The organism is Nonomuraea sp. NPDC004186 (assembly GCF_053603495.1).
The window spans coordinates 1-18,969 of sequence record NZ_JBSGFQ010000129.1 but is presented as its reverse complement, the minus strand read 5'-3'; the positions used below and the strand labels follow the sequence as shown (position 1 = coordinate 18,969).

The window sequence follows — 18,969 nt, the reverse complement described above, 5'->3', positions numbered from 1 at the left end:
GTCCGGGAGATCGTTCTGGAGACCCATCATGGCGTTCCTGCCACGACACATCATCGGGGCGGCACTCGCGTGCGCCCTCGTCCTGATATTCCCCGCGTCGCCGGCGTTCGCGCACGACGCGCTCAAGAGCAGCTCGCCTGCCAAGAACTCCCAGGTCGGCTCGGTCGACGAGATCGAGCTCGAATACAGCGCGAGCGTGAAGTTCCCGTTCGTCGTGCTGCACGACGCGGCGGGCGAGGAGGTCCCGCTCGGCAAGCCGGTGCTCGAGGGGCCGAAGGTGCTCACCGACGTCCCGCAGCCGCTCCCCCCGGGCCCGTACGTCATCGCGTGGCGGGTGGTTTCGTCCGACGGGCATCCCATTGAGGGCGAAATCCCCTTCAGCGTGAAAGGATCACCTTCTTCATCGGCTTCGCCCTCGTCCATCGGCGGGGGGCCGACGGCGAGCACGCCGCCCCGGGCGGTCGGGTCCGCCGCGGCGGCCGGCGAGCGGCCCGCGGCCTCCGCGGGGGTTCCCGGCTGGATCTGGGGCGGGCTGGTGGTGCTTGTCGTGCTGGGCGCGTTCGTTCTGATCCGGACCGCGCGCCGCGGCCCAGATCGGGAGGAAGTGGATGCGGATTGAGGAAGCCAGACAGATCGCTCGGCAGTGGGTGCTGGAGGAAGGCGCCGCGCTACCGGGCTTCGACGGGGCCTTCCTGACCGGGTCGGCCCTGTGGGCCGACCCGGCCGCCGAGCTGGCCGCGACCTCGGACGTGGACGTCATCGTGATCGCGGACCAGCCCGTCCGCCTGGGCAAGTTCGCCTACCGAGGGGTCCTGCTGGAGGTCTCCTCCGTCTCCGAGCTGGGCTCCACGCACGAGGTGCTGAGCGACTACCACCTGGCCGGCAGCTTCCACCTCCCCTGCGTGCTGGCCGACCCGTCCGGGCGGCTGACCGAGATCCAGCGGGTGGTCTCGCGCGACTTCGCCGAGCGGCCGTGGATCCTGGCCCGGTGCACCAACGCCATGGACCGGGTGCGCGGGTTCATCAACGGCATCGACGAGCGGGCTCCCCTGCCCGACCAGGTCAACTCGTGGCTGTTCGGCACCGGGGTGACCACCCACGTGCTGCTGGTGGCGGCGCTGCGCAACCCCACGATCCGGCGCCGCTACGTGGACGTGGGCGAGCTGCTCGCCGAGCACGGGCGGCTGGACTTCCACGAGAGCCTGCTCGAACTCCTGGGCGCCGCGCACCTGAGCGCGGCCCGGGTCGAGCGGCACCTGGCCGTGCTGGAGAAGGTGTTCGACGCCACGGCGGCCGTCCGCGTCCCCTCCTACCCGTTCGACTCGGACATCACCCCGGCCGCGCGGCCCATCGCCATCGACGGCACCCGCGAGCTCATCGGGCGCGGCCTGCACCGGGAGGCGATCTTCTGGCTGGTGGCCACCTACGCGCGTTGCCTGGCCAAGCGGGCCCTGGCGGGTGAGCAGGCGGGTGAACAGGCGGACGAGCACGGATACGAGGACGGCTTCCGCGACCTGCTGGCCGACCTGGGGGCGGAGACGCGCCGGGACCGGCGCCGCAAGGGAGACCTGGTCCTGGCGGCGCTGCCCGGCGTGTGGCAGACGGCGATGGCCCTGTGTTAGGGCCTCAGGCCACGTAGGGGGTGGTCCGGCGGGCGTCCCGCAGCACCCCGCTCCACCAGCCGAGCTGGTCGAGCAGCGCCTTGGCGGCGACGTCGGGCCCCTCCGGGTCCAGCAGCTCGCCGTCGGGGCCGAACCGGCTCCAGTGCTGGTCGAAGCTGATCGTGTTGCGGATCGTCACGGCGTGCACCTCGGCGAAGACCGGCCGCAGGTGCTCGGCCGCCCGCACCCCGCCGCCGTACCCGCCGTAGGAGACGAGCGCGACCGGCTTGGCCATCCACGCCGTGAAGTGCCAGTCGATGGCGCTCTTGAGCGAGGCCGGGAAACTGTGGTTGTACTCCGGCGTCACCACGGCGAACGCGTCCGCCGCCGCCAGCCTCGCGGCCAGCCGCCTGAGGTCCTCCGGGCGGGACTCCACGTCGGCCAGCTCCTCGGGGGTGGCGGGCATCACCGCGGGCAGCGGCGTCTGCGCCAGGTCGATCACGTCGAGGTCGAACAGCCCGTGCGTGCGCGCCCGCTCCGTGAGCCACTCCGTGATCCTGGGGCCGAACCGCCCTTCGCGAACGCTGCCGGTGATCACTGCCAATGTCATGTTCTCCATGCGTCCCAGGCTCGTGGACACCGGGCGGGCGAGGGAGACCGCGCTGAGACTGGCCCTCGCGGGGCCACGCTACGGGCCGGTCACCGGGCCTACACTCGTGGCCCGTGGATGACAACGAACTGGGGGCGTTCCTGCGCTCCCGCAGGGAGGCCGTCAAGCCCGAGGACGTCGGGCTGCCCGGCGGCCCGCGGCGGCGCACGCCGGGGCTGCGCAGGTCCGAGCTGGCCACCCTGGCGGGGGTGAGCGTCGAATACCTGACCAGGCTGGAGCAGGGCCGCGACCGCAACCCGTCCACGCAGGTGCTCATCACGCTGGCCGACGCGCTGCGGCTGACCCACGAGGAGCGTGTCCACGTGCGTCAGCTGGCCAAGGTGGCCAGCGGCGACGTGCGGCTGTGCCCGGCCGCGGCCGAGGCCCCGGCCCGCACGGTGCGCCCGACGGTGCGGGCGGTGCTCGACCGGCTGGAGCCCGCGCCCGCCGTGCTGCTCAACCGGGTGGGCGAGGTGCTCGCCCGCACGACGGGGTTCGAGCGGCTGTACGGCCCGGTCGGGCTGCTCGACGGCGATCCGCCCAACATGGTCAGGTACGTCTTCGCCGACGCGCGGGCCAGGGCCGCCTACCCCGAGTGGGACCGCGTGGCCGACGAGCACGCGGCCGCGCTCAAGCTGGCGGCGACCAAGGCCGACCCGTTCGCGCAGGAGCTGGTCGCGGAGCTGTCCTTCGCGGCGGGCGAGGCGTTCAGCGGACGGCCGGCCCGGCCCGCCCCGCCGCTGCCGGCCCCGGTGGAGCGGCTGGCGCATCCGCTGGCCGGGGAGCTGCGGCTCAAGCGCGAGCAGCTCGAGCTCTCCTACGACGACCAGCGGGTGGTCGTCTACCTGCCGGCCGACGCCGCCACCTCGGCCGCGCTCGACCGCCTGACCGGCCGCCTTCCGGGCGCCCTGCGCGCCGTCAGCGGCTGACCGCCCCTACGCGCGGCGCAGCGACCTGGTCAGGCCCGCGGCGATCGTGGTGGCCAGCACCCAGCCGGCGGCGATCAGCCCGTACGCGAGCCACTGCGTCCCGCCGAGCGGGTTGAACGCCTTCTCCTGCCCGAAGTCGACGATCGGCAGCAGCAGGTCCAGCGTGTAGACGAGCGCGTGGAACGGCGGCGCCTCCCCCGGCTTCAGCGGCGGCGGCTCGGCCAGGCCGAACACGATCGTGCCCACGGCCAGGAGCGCCAGCAGCCAGGTGGCCGCGCGTAAGGGGCGGAAGCCGTACCCGACGGTGACGTCCTGCAGGTGGCCCCAGAGCCCGGCGTACCACGGGAGGGTGGCGCGCCGCCGCCGCTGGCCGGCCAGGAGCGTGTCGCGGGCGTCGGCGTCGCTCCCCAGCCGCCGGTACATCGCGGCGAGCTGCTCGTACGCGTTCGGCAGGTAGCCCTCGGGATCCCTGCGCAGCCAGCCGAGCCGTCCGGCGGCGGGCAGCATGGGGTCGAGCACCTCGTACGCGAGCCCGTCCATGCGCATCGCGTCCGGCCAGACGCCGGGGTCGTCGCGCAGGACGCCGATGCGCGCGTGGCGCAGCTCCACCGTGCCCCGGACGGGCGCGGCGGTGCGCAGGGCCAGCTCGCGCGCCTCCACCCGCCAGCATTTGAGCGCCACCTCGCCGGGGGCCTCCAGCGTGGCGTCGTCGAAGCACAGGCGGCTGCCGACCTGCGCGTTGGTCAGGCGGACCCGGCCCTGGGCTGAGAAGCCGCTGCACAGGTTGAGCACCTTGCCGACCGTGATGCCGTTGGCGGTCAGGGCCGAGCCGCCTGGATTGGCCAGCCTGGCGCCCTCGAAGTGGGCGGGGCCGGTGACGGAGGCGTCGAGCAGGCTGATCTCGCCCTCCACGGTCATCCCGTCGCGGGCGTGCAGGGCGCCGTCCACCGTGAGGCCGTCGCCGGCCAGGGCCACGCCGCCCGGGTTGCGCAGGGTGGCGCCGTCGAGGTTGAGCGAGCGGGCGACGGCGGCGCTCCCCAGGCGTACCTGGCCCTCGGCATCGACCAGTGACAGGAACAGGCCGCCCTCGGCGTTGAGCCCGCCGCCGCGCACGGCGATGCCGCCGGGGTTGCGCAGGCGCGAGCCGCGCAGCGTGATCGGCCCTCCGACGCGGGCGGAGCGCACGCAGATCTCCCCGTCGACGGTCATCCTCCGGGCGAGCAGGCCCACCTGGGCGGTCAGGTTGGACGCCTCGAGGGCCATGCCGCCGGGCGCGTGCAGGCGGGCGTCGTCGAGGTTCACGGCGGCGCCGATCCGCGCGGCCGTGAGGAAGATCTCGCCGTGGCTGCTGAAGCCGTCCTGGGCCCGCAGGTTGCCCCCGACGTCGAGGTGCTCGCCGTTGACGACGACCCCGCCCGGGTTGTCCAGGTGGGCGCGGTTGAGGTTGAGGTTGCCGCTGACGCGCGCGCCGGACAGGCGCAGCTCGCCGGTGACGTGGCAGCCGGCCAGGCGCAGGTTGCCGTCCACCTGGATGTTCGAGGCGATCAGGCCGGGCAGCGTGGAGCCGCTCAGGCTGAGGAACCGGGTGCGCGCCTGGTACAGGTCGGGCGCCTCGTCGAACGCGCACTGCTCGAGGGTGATCGGGAAGCCGATCTCGGCGAAGGCCAGGTGGAGCAGGCCGGTGATCCGGGCGCCGATGAGGCGCAGCGCGGGCTTGGGCCCGCCGTGCTCGCCGAGGAGCAGCTCGGCCAGGGCCTGCGCGCGAACGGCCGGGTCGAGGTCGCCCGAGCGCAGGTCGACTTCCCTGCCGTGGGGCACGGCTTCGGCCACGGCCCGCTCGGCCGGGAGGAGATCGGTGATTTTCACACGGCCATACTGCGTTGCCCGCCCGGTATCCGCAGCCGATCTCGGTGGCCGCCTACTCGCGTACGTCGAGCCCCAGCGCGCCGGCCACGACCGTCGCCTGGAACGGGTCGATGATCGCGTTCTTGAGCGTGACGGTGAGCGGGTCGAGCGTGCTCAGGTCGCTGCCGCGCAGGTCGCACCGCGTCAGGTCGGCGCCGCGCAGCGACGCGCCCGACAGGTCGGCCCGCCGCAGCTCGGCGCCCTCCAGCCGGACGCCCGACAGGTCGGCCTCCCGCAGCCGGGTGCCGCGGAAGACGCTGCCCCGCAGGTCGGCGCCGGCGAGGCCGACGTACGACCAGTCACCGCCCTCGACCTTGAGCAGCCCGTACGTGCACCCGTCGAACACGCTGCCGGTCAGCTTGCACCCGTCGAACGTCGCGTCGAAGAACGAGCACCGCGTGAACGTGCAGTTGACGAAGCGGGCGTCGTCGTGGACCGACACGTTGAAGCGCACGTTGCTGAAGTGGCACTCCTCGAAGGAGGAGCCGTGATCGACCAGCTCGGTCATGTCCACGTCCTGGAACAGCACCCGGCGATGGCTCTCGCCGGAGATCTCCAGGCTGTCCCAGTCGGTGGACCAGATCGTCTTCTCGGTGGGCTGGGTCATGCGAACAAACTAGCGGATCAGGACCGCTTGGCGATGGAGGTGATGAGAGGTTGCACGAGCTTGGCCGCCAGGGGCCCGAAGGCCGCCAGGATGAGGACGTACGCCGCCGCCAGCGCGCCCAGGTCGGGGTGGGCGCCCGCGCCCACCGCCAGGCCCGCGATGACGATGTTGAACTCGCCGCGCGGGATGAGCGCGATGCCCGCCCGCGCCTGACCCGCCTTGCCGATGCCCGCCCGCCTGGCCGCGTACGCGCCGGTCAGCAGCTTGGTGATCATGCTGACCACCGCGAGCAGCGCGGCCAGCCCCGCCACGGGAAGGATCTTCGCCGGATCGGTCTGGAGGCCGAAGAAGACGAAGAACACCGCCGCGAACAGGTCGCGCAGCGGCGCCAGCAGCGCCTGCGCGTCCTCGGCGAGCTCGCCGGACAGTGCGATGCCGACCAGGAACGCGCCGACCGCCGCCGACACGTTCAGCTGCTGGGCGAGCCCGGCCACGAGCAGGGCGAGCCCGACCACCTTGAGCAGCAGCACCTCGTTGTTGGGGCTGGCCACGAACGCCTCGATGAAGCGCCCGAACTTGAGCGCCACCACCAGCACCGCGCTCACGGTCAGCAGCGCGACGCCCACCGCGACCGCCCCGCTGGCCAGGCTCAGCCCGGCCAGGATGGTCGTCAGGATCGGCAGGTAGACGGCCATCGTCAGGTCTTCGAAGACCAGCAGCGACAGCACCGTCGGCGTCTCCCGGTTACCGATCCATCCCAGATCGGACAGCACCTTGGCGGTGATGCCGGAGGAGGTGGCGTACGTGACGCCCGCCATGGCCACGGCCGCGACCGGGCCCCAGCCCAGCAGTAATGCGCAGATCGCGCCGGGGGCGGCGTTCAGCACCAGGTCGACGATGCCCGCGCGGACGTTGCCGGTCAGGCTGGTGACCAGCTCGTCGGCGTTGTACTCCAGGCCGAGCGTCAGCAGCAGCAGGACGACGCCCAGCTCCGCGCCGACGGAGACGAAGTCGTCGCTGGTCGCCAGCGGCAGCACCCCGCCGGTCCCGAACGCCAGGCCGGCGATCAGGTAGAGCGGGATGGGCGAGATGCCCACGCGCAGCGCGAGGGCGCCCAGGATTCCCAGGGCGAGGACAATGGCACCGAACTCGAGAAAGAGGACCGCGGTGTGGTGCACCCGCGGCCCTACCCGTCCGCCAGGATGCCGGCCACCTCGGCGGTGGTGTCCTCGCTGCCCACGACGACCACGACGTCGCCCGCGGCGAACACGAAGTCGGGGCCGGGGCTGGCGAAGACCCGCCCGCTGCGCACGACGGCCACGATGGAGGCGCTGGTACGGGTGCGCACCCGGGCGTCACCCATGGGGCGCCCGGCGTAGGGGGAGCCGTCCGGGACGGGCAGCTGCACGCTGACCAGGCCCTCGACCTGCTCGTGCAGCTGGTTGAGCCGCTGCACGATGCGGGGGGCGCCGAGGAGCTCGGCCAGGGCGTCGGCCTCCTCGTCGTTGAGCTTGACCACGTGGCAGACGGCGTCGGGATCGTCCGCGTCGTAGATCACCAGGTCCCGGCGACCGGTGCGATGGGACACGACGCCGACCCGCTGTCCTTTGCGGGTGGTGAAGTCGTGTCGTAGCCCGATTCCCGGCAGCGCTGTCTGTTCGACCTCCACCTATCCCCACCCGCTCAGATCCGCCTATTTGCGACTAAACCCTACCAACACCTGCTTATGGCCTCTGCTCCGCAGAGGCGGGCCCGGCCGCCCTCGATGCCGCCTCGCGTAGCGGGCGTCCGACCTCGTGCAGGTGCCGCAGGGCCTGGCCCCACGACGCGAACAGGCCGCATTCGAGATAGTCGACGCCGAGCCGCTCGCAGTACTCGCGGACGATGGGCTGCGCCTTGCGCAGGTTCGCGGTCGGCATGCTGGGGAACAGGTGGTGCTCGATCTGGTAGTTCAGGCCGCCGAGCGCGGTGTTGACCAGGCGCCCGCCGCGTACGTTCCGGGAGGTCAGGACCTGGCGGCGGAGGAAGTCCAGCTCGTCCTCGGCGGTCAGGACCGGCATGCCCTTGTGGTTGGGCGCGAACGTGCAGCCGAGGTAGACGCCGTAGCAGGCCTGGTGCACGATCACGAACACCAGCGCCGTGCCGAAGGGCAGCACCAGGAAGACCGCCCCCAGGTAGGCGAGCACGTGCGCGCTCAGCAGCAGCCCTTCGAGCCCTCTGTTCTTGAGCGAGGGGCGGCGCAGCGCGCGGAAGCTCGACACCTTCAGGTTCACGCCTTCGAGGGTGAGCAGCGGGAAGAACAGGAACGCCTGCCAGCGCCCGATGAACCGGGGTATCCCGCGCGCCTCCTCGGCCTGCTTCTGCGACCAGATCAGGCTGTCGGGCGCGACGTCGGGGTCGTGCTCCTCATGGTTGGGGTTGGCGTGGTGGCGCGTGTGCTTGTCCATCCACCAGCCGTAGCTGAGCCCGACGGCCAGGTTGCCCACCAGCAGCCCGGCGATCCTGCTGATGCGCCGCGACCGGGAGATCTGCCCGTGCGCCAGGTCGTGGGCCAGGAGCGTCACCTGCGCGAAGGCCACGGCCAGCAGCACCGCGACCGGGATCTGCCACCAGGAGTCCCCGACCATGGCGAACAGCGCCCAGCTCCCCGCGAAAAGCCCGGACACCATGCCGATCCTGGCCGCGTAATAGCCTGGCCGCTTGTCCAGCAGCCCCGCCTCGGCGATGCGGCGTGACAGTCTCGCGAAGTCGCTGCCGCGCCGAACGGCGGCGGTCCCCACAGTCCCCACGTTTCTCTCCGATGCTGACGAGTCGTATGTGATCACTCATCAGCATCGCGAGAGACGGGGGTCCGGCGGACCCCCGCTGTCACCCGTTCTCTTGGTAGTGCCCGCCCTACCATGGGGGCGCCCGGTGGGCGCCCCCGCCGCCTGGGGACAGGGCCGGTCCATCGCACTCAGCGTGGCACTGGACGACCTCACCTCTGGTGGGGAATGGCGGGCGGCGGGGACACCGGCTCAGATCGGCTGCAGGGCCGCGGCGTCGCCGTAGATGTGCAGGTCCGGGCGGAAGGCCGCGAGGTAGGCGGCCCGGTCGTGGAAGGTCGCGGCCAGGGCGTCCCCGTAGTCGATCAGCTGCCTGTGGGCGTCCCTGCGGGGCTCGTAGCGGGCGGACAGCAGCCGATCGAGCAGGTCCGCGTCGCCGCCGGCCGCGCAGATCACGTCGGCCAGGAGCTCGGCGTCGTGCAGCGTGTAGCTCATGCCCATCCCGGTCATGGGGTGGCAGGCGAACGCGGCCGAGCCCAGCAGCGCCGCGTTGCCCCTGTGGTACTCCGCCACCCGCATCGAGGAGACCTTGATCCGCTGCCAGGTCGCGGGCTGGAGGACGTTGAAGGCGTCCGAGCTGTCGGTGACGAACTTCTTCAGCGCGTCGAGCAGCGCGGGGATGCCGTCCTGGAAGATCTCCTTGTCGTCCTCGGGGGGCAGGCCGACGAACACCCTGGCCTGGTCCCTGTTGATCGGGTAGAGGTAGGCGAACCAGCCTTCCGAGCTGAAGTACAGCCGGTTGAGCTGGGCGACGCTGGCGGTCAGCGGGACGGTGGCCACCCGCATCAGCAGCCGCTCGTACGGCAGCGTGCGCTGCTCGATGTCGAGCGCCTGCCGTACGGCCGACCTGGTGCCGTCGGCGCCGATCACGACGCCGGCCCGCAGCCTGCGCCCGTTCGAGAGCGTCAGCTCCTCCACGCGGCCGTCGCCGATCGCGATGTCGTCGATGCTGGCGTCGAACCAGAACTCGACGCCCTCCATGACGCAGCTCGTGTAGATGAGCTCGACCAGCTCCCGGTAGGGGCGGACGAGGAAGCCTCCCTCCGGGAAGCGGCACTCCTGGATGGGGTCGCCGTCGTGGTAGTAGCGGATGGTGTCGCGCCTGAGGCCATGGCGTCCGACCAAGTCGGCCAGCCCGTGCCGGGCCAGCACCCGGAGCCCGGGGGGCTTGAGGAAGTCCGCGCCCGCGCTGGGGACCGATGGTCCCTGTTCGATGACGACGACGCGCTGTCCGCGGCGACGCAGCAGCAAGGCGAGGAAGCAGCCGCCGAGCCCGGCGCCGACGATCGCTACGTCGCACGATGTGGTTGCCATGACGAGAGCCCTTTCGAATGGTTGAACTAGTTCGGGTTCCCGCGGGAACCGGCGAGCGGGCCTGGCTCGGCCGCCCGCGGCCGCGGGATGTGGTCCGTGGGGGGTGTGCGGGTCTCGGCAGGCAGCAACGCGTCGGCCTCCGCCGCCACGGTGGCGAGAGTCATGCGCAGTTCCAGCAGCATCCGGCGCGGCACTTTGATCATGACGTCGCCCGGGTCGGTCCGCAGCCGGGTGATCTTGGTGAGGGCCAGTGCGCCGATCAGCACGGAGATGGCCACGCACATCGCGAGCGCGCCGGCCAGCCCCGCGAAGGGGCCGGTCATGAACGGGTGGTCGATGACGACCGACACGACGGCGACGCCGACGGCCCCGCCGACCATGCGCGCCATGGTGGCCGCGCCGACGGCCGAGGCGTACTGGTGGGGGCGGGCGGCCAGGGTGGTGGCGACGGAGGTGCCCGGCGCGAGCGCGCCGACGCCGATGCCGACCACGACGCTGGCGATCAGGCCCCACACGGTGGGCCCGGCCTGTGTCAGCACGAGCACGCAGGCGCCGCCGCACAGCAGCGAGCCCGCGTAGATCAGCCCGTACGCGCCGACCCGCTTGACGATCCGCCCGGCCAGGAAGCTCGTCACGACGACCGCCACCGACGTGGGTGTCAGCCACATGGCCACCTCGAGCATGGGGTAGCCCAGGTGGAGCAGGTACAGCGGCTGCACGGTCAGCAGCCCGTACGACAGGGCGCCGAAGCCCCAGGTCGCGAGCCAGCCCCAGACGAATCTGGGACGCCGCCACAGGGCCAGGTCGATCGCGGGCAGGCGGTGGTGCTTGGCCTGCGCGAACGCGCCGCCCAGCAGGGCCAGCGCGGCCAGCGCCAGCCACACCACGTCCATGCCCCAGGCCATCGCCTTGGAGATGGCCAGCACGATGACCGCGATGCCCGCGGCGAGCAGCCACGCGCCGAGGACGTCCGGCAGGCCCCTGGCGCCGGCGCGCTTACCCGGCGGAAGCGCGGCGCAGGCGATCAGGAGCGCGACGCCGATGACGACGTCAGGGACGAACAGGGCCCGCCAGCCGACGGAGACGACCAGCCAGCCGCCACCCGCCTGCATGAGCAGGCAGCCCAGCCCGGAGGCGGAGCTCCAGAGAGCGATCGCGCCGCGCCGCTGCGACTCCGGCAGCTCTCCGAGCAGCAGCCCGAGGCTGGCCGGGATCATCGCCGCGGCACCGGCGCCCTGGACGGCCCGTGCCGCCAGGACGTACGACCAGGAGTCCACCAGGACGGTGGCGACACCGCCCAGGACGAACACCACGAGCCCGACGGCCAGGACCCGTCGGCGGCCGAACAGGTCCGCCCAGCGGCCCGCGGTGGCCAGCAGCGCCGCGATCGGGATGAACGCCGCGCTGGTCAGCCAGACCAGGTCACCCAGCGGCATGCCGGCCCCGGCGGGTGTGTACCGCAGGACTCCGACTGCCAGGGTGGTGGCCGTGGTGTCGGCCATCACCGTCAACATGACACCCGCACCGACCAGCCGCAGCATCACGGCGTGACGACGGTCGATGGTGCTCGTCCCCCGCGCTGGTGACGAACGCACGTGGTCACCTCCAAGCTATGAGTGGTCTCCGCCGACCGGCACACTCCGGATGTGCGACCGGCGGAGGTGGGTCGTTCGGTTATGCGCCGTAGCGGCCGGGCGAGAGCAGGCCGTCCGGGTCGAGGGCGGTCTTGAGCCGGTGCAGCATGCCCAGGCTGGCGGTGCTGGTCTCCGACCACACGTCGGCGGCGGCGTGGTCGATGTCGGAGCGGTAGATGGCGCACCCGTGGCTGCGCAGCAGGCAGTTGCCGTCGTTGCGGAGCTGGTGGGCGCGGTAGGGGGCGTCCGGCGCGCCTCGTTCGAAGAAGATCTGGATGACGCCGTTGGCCATGTGCCGGCTGACGAGGTTCCACTCGACCATGAGCGCGGTGGTGTGCGCGTCCACGGCCGTCTGGAGGGCGGCCAGGATGTGTTCGGTCCTGCGGGCGTGCGTCGGCATCAGCGGCATCAACGCCAGGAAGCCGGTCTGGCCCTCGTCGATCTGGTCGCAAGAGGTGACGCGGAGGGCGTTGCGCACGCCCAGGCAGGTGGGGATGCCCTGGGACATGAGCGCCCTCGGGTAGAGCGGGTCGTCGGGGCCCACCTCGGCCGCGTCGACCACGCGCAGCGACTCGGCGCCCTCGACCTCGATGAGCGCCTTGCGCAGCAGCTCCTCGGCCAGTTCGACGGCGGCGTCGCTGCCGAGCAGCGGCCCCATGACGGTGAACAGGTCGGGGTCGACGCCCCTGGGCAGGAACCAGTCGCCGTGGCTCGGAACGAGCGCCAGCTCGCGCACGCGCAACATCCCGTCGGCGGGGTTGCCGCGGCGCAGGAATCCGGCCATCGCGTCGAGCGCGACGCCGACCTGGGAGCGCGGCATGCGGCCGTAGACGAGGCCGACGGTCTGCGGGCGCGGTACGAGGGCGACGGCCATGGCGGTGACGATGCCCAGGTTGTGCTGGACGAAGGCGGGCGTCAGGTCGGGCCCGGCGACCCGGCCGTGGTAGCGCCCCGCCGGGTCCAGCCCGCCGGTGGTGACCACGCTGCCGTCTGCCAGCACGGCCTCCAGCCCGGCCACGTCGTGCACCCGGGAGCGGAAGGTGCCGTCGCCGCGGTCCAGGGCGTTGCCGACGACGGAGGTGTCGGCGCAGGAGTTGGTGACGTTCAGCATCCAGGGGGTGTCGCGCAGCGCCTCGGCGAGCTGTGCCTGGGTCACCCCGGGTTCGATGACCGCGAAGCCGGCTTCCAGGTCGAGGCCGCGGATGCGGTTCATGCCGCTCAGGTCGACGACCAGGTTGTCGTCGGTGACCGGCACGGCCGAGCCCATGCCCCAGTTCTTGCCGGTGCTGATCGGGTAGAGGCGGCGGCCGGTCCTCATGGACTGCCGTACGAGCGCGCGTACCTCGTCGAGGCTGCGCGGAGCGTCGATGCCCGCCACGGAACGCGGTTGGTGACCCCCGACGTCGTGCGACTTCAGCTCCAGTCGCTCTAGGTCCTGCATGACTCTCCTCTTTCGGCTCACGCGGTGTGCTGGAGCAGGTCGTCGATGGAGCCGATGGCCTGGTTGGACATCTCCCTGATGCCGAGCAGCCGCTGCTCGACGTACTCGTCGGGCTCGGTGGTGGTGTCGGGGAGGTCGAGGGTTCCGAGCGGCGCCGACTGCACGGGGACCTCGTGCAGGCCGTAGGGGTGCCGGCGGGGCCGGATGTCGGTGTCCCGGGTGTCGCGGATGGTTCTGGCGGGCAGGTGCGGGGGGGTTCGCATGACGGGAGCTCTCCTACCGGACTCGATGGGGTTTTTCCGGGCGACCGCTCGCCGTTGAGCGGATCTGGGTCAGCGTGCGCCCTCCCTGTGGTCGAGGTGGTCGACCACCGGAGTGACGGCCGCGGGGGTCGCCCGCGGCACGCCGTGGTTGATGACGCTCGCGGCGATGCGGCGCTCCGCCAGCCCCATGTGGGGACGGCCGGCGGTGCCACCGGTGCTCGGCCGGGCGCCGGCCGAGCCTCGGATCATGGAGCTGGCGTGCACCCATCGGCGCGACTCCAGCAGCACGTCGCGCTGGGCGCGCGACAGGTCTGAGTGGCGGGCGTACTGCTCGCAGACGGCCCGCGCCAGCACCCGCGCCATGACGAGGTGCTCCGCGCAGGCGGCCGAGACCTTCGCCTCCAATCCGATGACCTGGGCGAGGAGCAGCTGCAGGTGGGACAGCCCCGAGCTGCGCTCGAACCCGTCGAGCTCGGCCAGCCGCTCGGGCCAGCGCAGCCGCCGTTCGACCGAGGCGTTCACGGTGGCGACGATCTCCGTGGCGGGCTCGTCCGGGCGCCGCCCTTCGAGCTGTACGGCCCGCTGCGCGGTCGACTCGAAGTCGGTCAGTCGGCGCAGCCCGCTCTGGAGCAGGCGTACGCGGTTGTGCAGGCAGGCGGCGCTCCAGCCGAGGACCAGCAGCCGGTCGGCGTCGGCCTCGCAGTGCCAGCCGACCAGCGCGACCTCGCGCGCCATGCGGTGGTAGAGCACCCAGGACTCCGGCGCGGGGACCGGCACCGGGGTGTCGATCCACACCTGCAGGCCGCCCGGGGGTACTTCGTCGACGCCGACGTCCACGCCGGCGGGCGCCACTCTGGCGCAGATTCGCTGAACCACCCGTTGCTGGGCGGCTGTCTCCGGCGCCAGAGGCACCGGGCCTGGCAGCACTCGCTCTGGGGCCACTCTCGCCCTCGGCTCGATGCTCATCTGGGGCCACCTCCCGACCCACGACCTACGTAAATTGACACTTAATAGTGCCGTCCCGATCGTCGTCAGAGAGGGGTTTCCTGTCAACTGGTACTTAACAAAACCAGTATGGGTCCCCCGCCGCCCGATCGGCGGCAGCCGTGAACCCGCGACTTCCCGCAGGTGAATCCGGTGTTACGGAGCGTGGATCATCTAGAGTCCGAACGGTTCGGTCAGTTCGGGAGAGATGCGGGGAGCGAGCCGGTGTGGGTGCCAAGATCCGTGGTCGTGGCCTTGTCGGTGGCCGCGGGACTGCCCGCGCCGCCCGACGCGACGCAGGCGGCGGCCGGTTACTGCCAGCTACCGGATCACTCCCAGCCGTCCATCCCGGGCGAGGCTTACCTGATCGATACTGCTTCCTCACCCGACTGGATTCATCCCAATCCGCCGCCCGTCGACCGTGAGCCGACGGAGTCCGAACGGCTCGACTTCGCGGGCTTCCCGAACGTCTCGGTCCTCGACGTCGTGGGCCCCGGCGGGGCTCCCCGGCAGAAGGTGATCAGCACCTTCACCACGAACGTGGACCAGATCGTCACCCTCACCAACTCGGTCGCGGTCTCCGACGACGGCGGGCTCGCGTTCGGCCCGGCGAACCTGACGCCGCTCCGCGAGGCGCCCATCCAGCTGCTCGACGGCCGCTACTTCGCCACCGAGTACTACCTGCAGGTCACCGGCCCGCACACCGGCACGCTGGGCGTGCTCACCACGTCGTCGCTGGAGGACGGGGAGAGCTGGGTGCGCTCGGAGGCGGCGCTGACCACGCCCGGCGAGCTGCTGCCCGGCGGGGCCACGCACGGGCTGCCGGTGCAGCTCGCCGACGGCACGATCCTGATCACGATGTACGCCCAGTACCGCGACACGGGGATGTACCAGGCCGAGCTGTACGCCAGCCGGGACGGCGGCCGGACGTTCGAGCGGCGCGGCGTGATCGGGCCGCCGTCCGACGGGCTGGTCTACAACGAGGCGAGCATCGCGCAGACGATGGACGGCAGCCTGCTGGCGGTGCTGCGCCGCGACGGCGGCCGGTTCTCCACGCTGCACCAGAGCCGCTCCACCGACGGCGGGCGCACCTGGTCGCCGGTCGGCGAGCTGCGCTTCGCGGGGCAGGACTGCGTGGTCCGCGGCGTGGCGCCCCGGCTGCTGCTGATGCCGGGCGGCGTCCTCGTGCTCAGCGCCGGGCGCCCGGACAACTGGCTGGCTGTCTCCCCCGACGGGCTCGGCGAGGAGTGGCTGGAGCCGCGGGTGACGTACCACAACCGCGACGGCATCTGGCCCGTCCACGGCTCGTCCGGCTACACCGGGATCGCGGCGCTCGGCCCGCACCGGCTGATCCAGGTGTTCGACAACTGCAAGCTGCCCGGCGTGCGCCGCGACGGCCTGCTGGACGAGACCGCCTGCCCGGCGCACGGGCGCTTCGAGAACCACGGCTGGTACGCGATCAAGCGGCAGCTGTTCACGATCGATCCCCCCGGCCCCGGCCTGCTGGACCTGGCCGCGATGCGCCGGAGCGGCCGGTTGAGCGTCGAGACCACCATGCGCTGGACCGGCCGGCCCAGGAGCCGTCCCGGCGGGGCCTTCGACGGCAGCACCGGCTACTGGTCGAGCGCCGTCGCCCGGGGCCGCGGCCGGTACGTGCTGCACCTGGACCGCCCGTACGCGCTGACCCGGATCGGACTCAGCCTGCGCCCGGGCCATCCGGCCGGGGCCCGCGTGTACGTCTCCGAGGACGGCCGCTCCTGGGGCGAGCCCGTCGTCACGATCACGGACCGGACGGACTACGCGATGCGATACCAGGAGATCGACCGCACGGGCCGGCACATCAAGATCGTCACTGAGCCGACCTCCGGCTGCGAGCCGGAGCTCGGCCGGACGTGCAGCATGCTCAACGAGATCGAGCTCTACTCGCCGTGAGGCGTCTCCGGTCCCGGAGTCGTCTCCGTGGGCGTGCCGATGGACGATTCGGTGGGCGACCCAGTGGGCGACCCAGTGGGCGACCCAGTCGGCGACTCCGTGGGTGTCTGCGTGGGCTGGCCGCCCCCGGACTGCCGCAAGGCGGTCAGGTGCGCCACCAGCGCCGGCTCGGCCGTCCTGGCCAGCGCCACCACCGTCGGCGAGGTCCCGTGGGAGATCTCGACCTTCGTGGCCGCCAGCGTCTGCTGGTGCGCGTTGATCATGGCGGCCGTGAAGTCCTGGTCGAACTCGTCGCGCGGCGAGTCCTGCAGCTCGGCCAGCATGGCGCGCTGGTCGGCGCTCGGGGACATGGGCAGCGGGATGTGGAGCCGCGTGGCCGCGTTGGTCACCTGCGTGTCCAGCTTGGTGTGGTCCACGACGAGCATCTTGCCGATCGCCTTGATCCGCGCCGTGCTCCCCTTGCCCACCCCGAGCTGCCCCGCCTGGACCTCGGCCAGGTTGGCCTCGTGGATGCCCCGCATCCAGGCCTTGTCCTGCTCGGACGGCTGGGTGTCGGTACGCGACACCAGGCCCGCGGTGTCCGTCGGCACGTCGGCACAGCCCCCGAGAGCGGCGAGGGCCACGGCGGCCAGCAACAGTGTGCGCATGAGCATTTCCTATGACATTGTGATACGTCTCAAATACAGTGCGTAATCAACCCTTCCCCCAAAACCCGACATCCCACCCCCGGGCGCGCGGAGCCGGGCGCGAACGATAATGACGACGACCATGAGGCCGATGTGACCGGAGTCCGGATGACCCAGCCAGATCCCCGCACGCCCCACCAGCGCAAGCGGGACACCCTCGACCGGCTCGAGAACGACGTGGACGCCTGGGTGGCCACGGCGGACGAGGGCGGGGTGCCGTACCTGGTGCCGTTGTCGTTCCTGTGGGACGGCGCGACCCTGCTGATCTCCACCACCAGCGCCAGCCGGACCGCCCGCAACCTGCTGGCCTCCGGGCGGCTGCGCGTGGGCGTGGGGCTGGTGCGCGACGTCGTCCTCGTCGAGGGCACGGCCGAGGCCATCCCCGAAGCCGAGATCCCGGCCGAGGTCGGCGACGCGTTCGCGGCGAAGACGGGCTTCGACCCGCGCAAGGAGCCCGAGTCGTACCACTACTTCCGCATCACGCCGGTGCGCCTGCAGGCCTGGCGCGAGGCGAACGAGCTGCGCGGCCGCGACCTCATCCGCGACGGCGGGTGGACGGTCGCCTGAAGACCCACGACGGCGGGTGGACGGTCAGTCGAAGGTGACCACCAGGGTTGTGTGGCGCTTCGGGATGACCGCCCCCTCCCCTTCGTCGCCGGCGCGCCCGGGATAGGCGTGGATGCGCAGGTCGCCCGTCTCCGGGCGGCCCGCCTCGTTCCACGCCCGCACGTGCCCGGCCAGGTCGGCCGCCAGCGCGGCGCCGCCCGGCCCGTGGCCCTGGGCCGCCAGACCGGGGCCGGTGGGCCCCCGGCCGCGGGCCACGTGCGCGCCCCGCCCTCCGAGCAGCGCGATGGCGTCACCGTCGACGAGGCCGATGCTCATGCCGTACCCCTGCCCCAGCCTGCCGGTCAGGACGCAGCACCGGGAGTCGCGCAGGGCCAGCCACAGCGTGACACCCGGCCCGTACGCCACCTCCTCGCCCCCGTCGACGGCGACCTCGTCCGGCTCGGCGTCGAGCGCGGCCAGCACGTCGCCGATCTCGCGCCACTCGGGCAGGCCCAGCATGAGCTCGGGATCCTGGCGCAGCACCACGATCGCCTCGGGCCCGGCGAACGCCCCGCGCATCCGCATGAACCCGCACGGCGCCACCGACCGGCTGGCCCAATGGTCGCCGGCGCGTTCGAGGGCCACGGACACCTGCACGCCCCGCAGGTCGAGCGGCGCCACCAGCCGCCCGCCCGCGCCCAGCTGCTCCAGCCACGCCGGGGCCAGGTCCCACACGCCGACCGTGGCGATCACGCGGTCGTACGGGGCCCGCTCCGCGAACCCCTGGACGCCGTCCGCGCACACCACCTCCACCCGCTCCGCCCCGGCGGCGGACAGGTGCCGTCCGGCCCGCGCGACGATGTCCTCGTCGATGTCGACGCTCACCACGTGCCCGGCGGGCCCGGCGAGGCGGGCCAGCAGCGCCGCGTTGTAGCCGGTGCCCGCGCCGATCTCCAGCACCCGGTGGCCCGGCTCCACGCCGAGCTGGTCGAGCATCGTGGCCATGATCGCGGGCTGCGAGGACGAGCTGATCGGCCGGCCCGCGTCGTCACGTTTGGTGACGATGGGCTCGTCACGGTAGGCGTCCCCGGGGTCGACACCGGGCACGAAGAGGTGGCGCGGCACCGCCAGTAGCGCGGCGGCCACGGGATCGCTGATGTCCTGGCGTTTCCGCAGGTGCGCCACCATGGCCTGCCTCTGCTCCGCGAAGTCCATGGCCCCCATTCTCCACAGGGAGCTCCAGGAAATCTGAGCAAAGAAACAGTCAAGAAGGGTTGAGCCGGTGAGTTGGGGGAAGGGCAGGCAACTCCTGAACGTCGACCGTGAGGAGGAGCCGTAGTGCTCACCCTGACTGCCAACGCTGCCCAGGCGATCCGCGATCTCACCGCGTCCGCGCCCGAGCCTGCCCAGAGCGGGATTCGCATCTCGTCTCAGGGAGAAGGCGCGAGTTCGCTCACCCTTACGCTGGCCACCTCTCCGGAGCCGGCGGACGAGGTCGTCGAGGCCGAGGGGGCGCGTGTCTACCTCGACCCCGTGGCCGCCACCGTATTGGAGGACAAGTCACTGGACGCCGGAGCCGACGACCAGGGAAGCGTGTCGTTCCTGGTCAAGGATCAGATGGCGTGACATGGGCGCCCGCCGTGCCGCACCGGC

General features: G+C 72.2%; 19 protein-coding genes. 6 read left to right on the top strand and 13 right to left on the bottom strand.

Features of this window, described 5'->3' with window-relative positions; all coding sequences use genetic code 11:
- Nucleotides 1–28 precede the first annotated feature (28 nt).
- Entirely contained in the window at nt 29–619 is a 591-nt protein-coding gene (locus ACWEPL_RS55045; protein WP_452441290.1) for a copper resistance CopC family protein, read from the top strand.
- Nucleotides 609–1,622: a hypothetical protein gene (locus tag ACWEPL_RS55040; RefSeq protein ID WP_452441289.1), complete on the top strand. Its 1,014-nt coding sequence runs from the start codon at nt 609–611 to the stop codon at nt 1,620–1,622. The genes ACWEPL_RS55045 and ACWEPL_RS55040 overlap by 11 nt, the downstream gene beginning before the upstream one ends.
- 4 nt (nt 1,623–1,626) lie before the next feature.
- Here ACWEPL_RS55040 and ACWEPL_RS55035 read toward each other — a convergent pair whose 3' ends face one another.
- The gene (locus ACWEPL_RS55035) at nt 1,627–2,211 is read right to left on the bottom strand and encodes an NADPH-dependent FMN reductase (RefSeq protein ID WP_350727873.1); all 585 of its coding nucleotides are present in this window, start codon (nt 2,209–2,211) and stop codon (nt 1,627–1,629) included.
- A gap of 113 nt (nt 2,212–2,324) precedes the next feature.
- Between ACWEPL_RS55035 and ACWEPL_RS55030 the strand changes: the two genes are divergently transcribed.
- On the top strand, nt 2,325–3,179 hold the full coding sequence (locus ACWEPL_RS55030) for a helix-turn-helix domain-containing protein (protein ID WP_452441288.1): 855 nt from the start codon (nt 2,325–2,327) through the stop codon (nt 3,177–3,179).
- A 6-nt stretch (nt 3,180–3,185) separates the two neighbouring features.
- On the opposite strand, the gene ACWEPL_RS55025 is transcribed toward ACWEPL_RS55030, so the two are convergent.
- The 10 genes from ACWEPL_RS55025 to ACWEPL_RS54980 all read right to left on the bottom strand — a co-directional run bounded on the left by ACWEPL_RS55025 (nt 3,186) and on the right by ACWEPL_RS54980 (nt 14,020).
- On the bottom strand, nt 3,186–5,045 hold the full coding sequence (locus ACWEPL_RS55025) for a hypothetical protein (protein WP_452441286.1): 1,860 nt from the start codon (nt 5,043–5,045) through the stop codon (nt 3,186–3,188).
- Nucleotides 5,046–5,097: 52 nt separating this feature from the next.
- Nucleotides 5,098–5,691 (bottom strand): pentapeptide repeat-containing protein, encoded by a 594-nt coding sequence (locus ACWEPL_RS55020; RefSeq protein ID WP_363974338.1) that lies wholly within the window; start codon nt 5,689–5,691, stop codon nt 5,098–5,100.
- Nucleotides 5,692–5,708: 17 nt separating this feature from the next.
- The gene (locus ACWEPL_RS55015) at nt 5,709–6,869 is read right to left on the bottom strand and encodes a cation:proton antiporter (RefSeq protein ID WP_350727869.1); all 1,161 of its coding nucleotides are present in this window, start codon (nt 6,867–6,869) and stop codon (nt 5,709–5,711) included.
- Nucleotides 6,870–6,877: 8 nt separating this feature from the next.
- A complete protein-coding gene (locus tag ACWEPL_RS55010) occupies nt 6,878–7,360 on the bottom strand; it encodes a cation:proton antiporter regulatory subunit (RefSeq protein WP_319713832.1) in 483 nt (160 codons plus the stop codon).
- A gap of 55 nt (nt 7,361–7,415) precedes the next feature.
- The gene (locus ACWEPL_RS55005; protein WP_452441285.1) at nt 7,416–8,480 is read right to left on the bottom strand and encodes a fatty acid desaturase family protein; all 1,065 of its coding nucleotides are present in this window, start codon (nt 8,478–8,480) and stop codon (nt 7,416–7,418) included.
- 228 nt (nt 8,481–8,708) lie between these two features.
- On the bottom strand, nt 8,709–9,830 hold the full coding sequence (locus ACWEPL_RS55000) for an FAD-dependent monooxygenase (protein WP_449892453.1): 1,122 nt from the start codon (nt 9,828–9,830) through the stop codon (nt 8,709–8,711).
- Nucleotides 9,831–9,856: 26 nt separating this feature from the next.
- Entirely contained in the window at nt 9,857–11,425 is a 1,569-nt protein-coding gene (locus ACWEPL_RS54995; RefSeq protein ID WP_350727866.1) for an MFS transporter, read from the bottom strand.
- Between the two features lie 79 nt (nt 11,426–11,504).
- Entirely contained in the window at nt 11,505–12,905 is a 1,401-nt protein-coding gene (locus ACWEPL_RS54990) for an FAD-binding oxidoreductase (RefSeq protein ID WP_363974347.1), read from the bottom strand.
- Between the two features lie 17 nt (nt 12,906–12,922).
- Nucleotides 12,923–13,168: a hypothetical protein gene (locus ACWEPL_RS54985; protein ID WP_350727864.1), complete on the bottom strand. Its 246-nt coding sequence runs from the start codon at nt 13,166–13,168 to the stop codon at nt 12,923–12,925.
- 69 nt (nt 13,169–13,237) lie between these two features.
- Nucleotides 13,238–14,020 carry a hypothetical protein gene (locus tag ACWEPL_RS54980; protein WP_452441284.1) on the bottom strand — a complete coding sequence of 261 codons (783 nt, stop codon included), beginning with the start codon at nt 14,018–14,020 and terminating at the stop codon, nt 13,238–13,240.
- Nucleotides 14,021–14,383: 363 nt separating this feature from the next.
- On the opposite strand from ACWEPL_RS54980, the gene ACWEPL_RS54975 reads away from it, so the two are divergent.
- The gene (locus tag ACWEPL_RS54975; protein WP_452441283.1) at nt 14,384–16,084 is read left to right on the top strand and encodes an exo-alpha-sialidase; all 1,701 of its coding nucleotides are present in this window, start codon (nt 14,384–14,386) and stop codon (nt 16,082–16,084) included.
- Here ACWEPL_RS54975 and ACWEPL_RS54970 read toward each other — a convergent pair.
- Nucleotides 16,072–16,731 carry a DUF4142 domain-containing protein gene (locus tag ACWEPL_RS54970; protein ID WP_363974356.1) on the bottom strand — a complete coding sequence of 220 codons (660 nt, stop codon included), beginning with the start codon at nt 16,729–16,731 and terminating at the stop codon, nt 16,072–16,074. The genes ACWEPL_RS54975 and ACWEPL_RS54970 overlap by 13 nt on opposite strands.
- A gap of 147 nt (nt 16,732–16,878) precedes the next feature.
- On the opposite strand from ACWEPL_RS54970, the gene ACWEPL_RS54965 reads away from it, so the two are divergent.
- Nucleotides 16,879–17,337 (top strand): pyridoxamine 5'-phosphate oxidase family protein, encoded by a 459-nt coding sequence (locus tag ACWEPL_RS54965; RefSeq protein WP_355195934.1) that lies wholly within the window; start codon nt 16,879–16,881, stop codon nt 17,335–17,337.
- 24 nt (nt 17,338–17,361) lie between these two features.
- Here the strand turns inward: ACWEPL_RS54965 and fxlM are convergent, their stop codons facing one another.
- Nucleotides 17,362–18,531, bottom strand: a complete 1,170-nt coding sequence (gene fxlM, locus ACWEPL_RS54960; RefSeq protein WP_452441282.1) for a methyltransferase, FxLD system — start codon at nt 18,529–18,531, stop codon at nt 17,362–17,364.
- A gap of 123 nt (nt 18,532–18,654) precedes the next feature.
- On the opposite strand from fxlM, the gene ACWEPL_RS54955 reads away from it, so the two are divergent.
- Nucleotides 18,655–18,942 (top strand): HesB/IscA family protein, encoded by a 288-nt coding sequence (locus tag ACWEPL_RS54955; RefSeq protein ID WP_363974361.1) that lies wholly within the window; start codon nt 18,655–18,657, stop codon nt 18,940–18,942.
- Nucleotides 18,943–18,969 lie beyond the last annotated feature (27 nt).

Coding starts and splice junctions, on each gene's coding strand:
- ACWEPL_RS55045 (WP_452441290.1), top strand. CDS start 29: ATGGCGTTCCTGCCACGACACATCATCGGGGCGGCACTCGCGTGCGCC.
- ACWEPL_RS55040 (WP_452441289.1), top strand. CDS start 609: ATGCGGATTGAGGAAGCCAGACAGATCGCTCGGCAGTGGGTGCTGGAG.
- ACWEPL_RS55035 (WP_350727873.1), bottom strand. CDS start 2,211: ATGACATTGGCAGTGATCACCGGCAGCGTTCGCGAAGGGCGGTTCGGC.
- ACWEPL_RS55020 (WP_363974338.1), bottom strand. CDS start 5,691: ATGACCCAGCCCACCGAGAAGACGATCTGGTCCACCGACTGGGACAGC.
- ACWEPL_RS55000 (WP_449892453.1), bottom strand. CDS start 9,830: ATGGCAACCACATCGTGCGACGTAGCGATCGTCGGCGCCGGGCTCGGC.
- ACWEPL_RS54990 (WP_363974347.1), bottom strand. CDS start 12,905: ATGCAGGACCTAGAGCGACTGGAGCTGAAGTCGCACGACGTCGGGGGT.
- ACWEPL_RS54985 (WP_350727864.1), bottom strand. CDS start 13,168: ATGCGAACCCCCCCGCACCTGCCCGCCAGAACCATCCGCGACACCCGG.
- ACWEPL_RS54970 (WP_363974356.1), bottom strand. CDS start 16,731: ATGCGCACACTGTTGCTGGCCGCCGTGGCCCTCGCCGCTCTCGGGGGC.
- ACWEPL_RS54965 (WP_355195934.1), top strand. CDS start 16,879: ATGACCCAGCCAGATCCCCGCACGCCCCACCAGCGCAAGCGGGACACC.
- fxlM (WP_452441282.1), bottom strand. CDS start 18,531: ATGGACTTCGCGGAGCAGAGGCAGGCCATGGTGGCGCACCTGCGGAAA.